The 4,810-nt window shown below is 42.0% G+C and carries 4 protein-coding genes; all 4 read left to right on the top strand.

Going from position 1 to position 4,810, the window contains the following annotated elements; all coding sequences use genetic code 11:
* On the top strand, positions 1–276 hold a 276-nt coding region (locus OQ5_RS23330), incomplete at its 5' end, for a hypothetical protein (RefSeq protein WP_016775727.1).
* Positions 277–607: 331 nt separating this feature from the next.
* Positions 608–1,330, top strand: coding sequence for an SIMPL domain-containing protein (locus OQ5_RS0101125; RefSeq protein WP_044107236.1), 723 nt, complete (start codon positions 608–610; stop codon positions 1,328–1,330).
* A gap of 81 nt (positions 1,331–1,411) precedes the next feature.
* Entirely contained in the window at positions 1,412–2,635 is a 1,224-nt protein-coding gene (gene serB, locus OQ5_RS0101120; protein WP_016775725.1) for a phosphoserine phosphatase SerB, read from the top strand.
* A 465-nt stretch (positions 2,636–3,100) separates the two neighbouring features.
* Positions 3,101–4,687: an asparagine synthase B gene (gene asnB, locus OQ5_RS0101115; RefSeq protein WP_016775724.1), complete on the top strand. Its 1,587-nt coding sequence runs from the start codon at positions 3,101–3,103 to the stop codon at positions 4,685–4,687.
* The last annotated feature ends 123 nt before the right edge of the window (positions 4,688–4,810 follow it).

Genomic DNA, 4,810 nt, shown 5'->3' with positions numbered 1-4,810 from the left:
CGCTTTTTTTTGTCTGGGCCCACACTGGAGATTTTTGAATATAACAAAATATCGCCAATTAATAAAAAACCTCTAATCAATGATCCTGGTTTTAGCCATATAGCCTTTCATGTAAATGATGTTGAAGAGGTATTACAAAATGTAATTGAGAACGGTGGAGAACCTTATGGTGAGTTAATAGAGAAAGAATATGAAGGAGTAGGACTGCTAAAAGTAATATATGCAAAAGATATTGAAGGGAACATCATTGAAATTCAAAATTGGAGAAAAAAGTAAATCCGCGATCCACTATAACATTAGACGGTTAGATGCATAGATATCAAGATATAAGAACAATATTATTCTGCTAAGGCATCTGCATTTTAACATTCAGCACCCATGTGAATTATCTTAAATATGATATTCTAAAATCTAACAATCGATAAATACGGATGATCCTTTCAAAAACGAACACTGGATTTTTACATATTTACAATATTTAACTGCTACTATTGAGCAACCATTTAAAAGAACATGCATCTGAAATATGAGAAATCGTTTGATTCTGCCTGCCGTCAAAAAAAGCGGAGAGAAGGCAAATTTGACCAATAACTTAAATCTTATACAAATGAGGAATCTATTTTTAATAATTCTGGCGGCGTTTTCATTGACTTCATTTTCTCAGATAGGCCAGAAAAACTTTATTGACCAGAACTACATAGAAGTAAGCGGAAAAGCTGAAATGGAGATTATCCCGAATGAAATCTATTTAAAAATCATTATTGACGAAAAGGACCTGAAAAATAAGAGCAGTCTGGATGAAACCGAAAAATTGATGATAAAAAAACTCAAAGACATTGACATAGATGTTTCAAAAAATCTGGCCATCAAAGATATGGTGAGTAACTTCCGTAATTACTGGATCATTGGTTCAACAATTAATGCCAAAAAAGAGTATCAGTTGATGGTTAATAATGCAACGACTGCAGGACGAGTGTTTCAGGAACTGGAGAAAATCGGAATTTCAAACATATCAATTGAAAAAATTGATCACTCTGATATCCAAAAATTCAAGAACGAAGTAAAAATTAATGCGATAAAGGCGGCTAAAGAAAAAGCAGGTTCACTTTCAGATGCAATTGGACAAAAAATTGGAAAAGCCATTTTCATTCAGGAATTTAACCCCTTCATGCATGATACTTTTCAGGGAAAATCTGCAGGGATGTCCAATATTGTTGTCAGGGCATACGGACATTCAGGAAAATCAGCTGCTCAGCCGGAACCGGAAATAGAATTTGAGAAGATAAAGCTTGAATATTCAATACTGGCACGATTTGAGTTGCTGCCATAATAAGTTGATTTTTTTCACTTAAATCACCGCTTTCATGTATTTGCTCTTTATCTTTGTGACCATTAAATAAAACACAATACCGTGAGCCACAAAAGAGAAGTTATACTACTGAACATCAGCGGAGAAGATAAGCCGGGACAGACAGCTGCACTGACCGGCATTCTTGCACAATACAACGTAAACATTCTGGATATTGGTCAGGCCGTAATACATCAGGACCTGGGGCTGGGCATTCTGTTCGAAGTGCCCGCAAAATCGGAGTCGTCACCAATTCTTAAGGATATACTTTTCAAAGCCTATGAGATTGGTCTCAACGTTAAATTCACGCCTGTCAGCGAAGAGCAATACAAGGATTGGGTCAACCACCAGGGAAAAGAACGCTATATCATTACCCTGTTGTCGCCAAAGCTAACCGCCCGTCAACTCGCGGCCGTCACAAAGGAAATATCGGACCAGAAACTCAACATCGACATCATATCACGTTTGAGTGGCCGTATCCCACTGGACGAGCCGGATGGTAAAACCAAATCGGTAGTGGAATTTTCCGTAAGGGGAACACCTTCCGATATAGAAAAGATGAAAACCCGCTTCATTGAAATTACCGGTACCAGTGGTGTAGACATTGCCTTCCAGGAAGATAATATTTACCGTCGCAACCGCCGGCTGGTCTGCTTCGATATGGATTCCACCCTCATCCAGGCCGAGGTGATTGATGAACTGGCACGCAAAGCAGGTGTATACGATAAAGTGAGTGCCATAACAGAATCGGCTATGCGCGGAGAAATAGATTTCAATGAAAGCTTTAAACAACGGGTTTCTCTCCTCAAAGGACTCGATGAATCGGTAATGAAAGAGGTGGCCGAATCACTGCCACTTACCGAAGGGGCCGAAAGATTGTTTAAAACACTGAAAAAATATGGTTACCGTACAGCTATTATCTCGGGCGGTTTTACCTATTTCGGTAACTATCTGAAGAACAAGCTCAACTTTGATTATGTGTTTGCCAACGAACTCGAAATTAAAGACGGCAAATTGACCGGTCGCCATATAGGAGAAATCATTAATGGTCAGAAGAAAGCCGAACTGCTCAAACTCCTCGCTTTCAAAGAAGATATTAACCTTGCTCAGGTGATTGCTGTCGGTGACGGCGCCAACGATCTCCCAATGTTACGCGAAGCGGGCCTGGGCATTGCTTTCCATGCCAAACCAAAAGTTAAAGCTTCGGCTAAACACGCCATTTCTACCATCGGACTCGATGCCATTCTCTACCTGCTCGGCTTCCGGGACCGGGAAATTAATATGTAGAGGGGAAGGATTGAGGTTGCTGGTTACTTGTTGCTGGTTACTTGTTGCTGGTTACTTGTTGCTGGTTGCTGGTTACTTGTTACTTGTTACTTGTTGCTGGTTGCTGGTTGCTGGTTGCTGGTTGCTGGTTGCTGGTTGCTGGTTGCCGGTCGTTCTACCTTTTTATCTTTACTCCACACTCCATGCTTCCTGCCCCATGCTCCATGCTCCATGCCCCATGCTCCATGCCCTCTGCCCCATACCCTCTGCCCATTTCATCCTACCATTCCACTATCCTACCATCCTACCATTCCACCCTCCTACCTTTCCATCTTTCTACCCTCCCATAAAACTCAATTAAAAGTTTTTTTGATGGTTTTATTGAAATTCGTAAGTATTTTATTTGTTTTTAATTTTAATTTGTTACTTTTGTCGTTGCAAACATTACAATTAATAATTTTACTGGAATTTTAAAAACCGATTACCATGTGTGGATTTACTGTTTACACCGGAGACGACCAGATGCACAGATTGCAGATTGTCCATGACTTTAAAAAGTTGCAGTACCGCGGTCCCGACAATACCGTAATGAAAGACTTTGGCAAGAACGGCTGGATGGGCTTTCACCGTTTAAAAATCATGGATTTGTCTGACAATGGTAATCAACCCCTCGATTATAAACATATCAGCCTAATTTGTAACGGAGAGATATACAACTTCCGTCAGTGGAAGAAACATTATGAAAAAACATTTCATTTCAAATCATCAAGTGACTGTGAAGTGATGATTCCCCTGTATCTGGAAAAAGGAATCGTGGGAATGGCTCAGTCGCTGGATGCCGAATTTGCCTGTGTCATTTACGACGGTAAAAAGAACAAATACATGGCCGCCCGCGACCCCATTGGTATTCGTCCAATGTTTTACGGATATACATCCGACGGTGAAATTATCTTTGCCAGCGAAATGAAGGCTTTACACAACATCTGTAAAGAGGTGCACCCCTTTCCCCCGGGCTACTGTTACGATGGTGACCAATTTGTCTGCTACCACGATATTGCCAAAGTAGAATCTTTCCATGATGATGAGCAGACAACCATTTTCAATGAGATTAACAAAAAACTGACCAGGGCGGTTGAAAAGCGGATGGACAGCGATGCACCGCTGGGTTTTCTGCTGAGTGGCGGACTGGATTCAAGTCTGGTATGTGCCATTGCGGCACGTATGACAGATAAACCCATCCGCACATTTGCTGTGGGAATAAAAGACGGCCCCATCGACACCAAATACGCACGTCAGGTTGCCGATTTTCTTGGTGCCGACCATACTGAAGTACTTTTTTCGAAACAGGATATTTTCGATACTCTCAGTCCCCTTATTTACAACATTGAAACATGGGATATCACAACCATACGGGCTTCCATGGGGATGTATATTGTCAGCAAATACATTCATGAAAATACCAACATCAGGGTACTGATGACAGGTGAGATCAGCGATGAAATCTTCGGTTACAAATACACCGATTTTGCCCCTTCGCCGGAAGCTTTCCAGGCAGAAGCAGAAAAGCGACTTCGCGAAATTTATATGTACGATGTGCTCAGGGCCGACCGGTGCATCTCATCCAACGGACTGGAGGCACGCGTTCCATTCGGCGATCTTGACTTCGTAAAATATGTTATGGCCATTCGTCCCGAAAAGAAAATGAACTACACCGGCATTGGAAAGTATCTACTGCGCAAGGCTTTCGAAGGCGACTATTTGCCCAAGGATATCCTGTATCGCGAAAAAGCAGCCTTTTCGGATGCCGTGGGACACAGCGTGGTGGATTATCTGAAAGCTTATGCTGAAGAGCTTTACAGCGATGAAGACCTGCAGCGGGCCAAAGTGAAATATCCGTTTGCGACACCATTTTCTAAAGAATCATTGATGTACCGCGACATTTTTGAAAGCCATTTTCCCGGCAGAGCCGACCTTATCAAAGATTTCTGGATGCCCAATAAGGAATGGGAAAACTGCAACGTTAACGACCCGAGTGCCCGGGTATTGCCCAACTATGGAAAGAGTGGGGAGTGAATATCCCTGAAACGACCCGAGGGGACTTTGGGTTTGGGGTTTGACCATTGGGGGTCGGAACAGTATACCGCAAAATACCTGGAGGTTGCTGAAAAAGTCAGCAACCTCTGTTTCAAATTTATA

The sequence above is a fragment of the Anaerophaga thermohalophila str. Valhall genome, assembly GCF_000250735.1.
Classification (GTDB): Bacteria; Bacteroidota; Bacteroidia; order Bacteroidales; family Marinilabiliaceae; genus Anaerophaga; species Anaerophaga thermohalophila_A.
The sequence above is the reverse complement of the archived record's forward strand: the minus strand, read 5'-3'. Positions and strand labels throughout refer to the sequence as shown.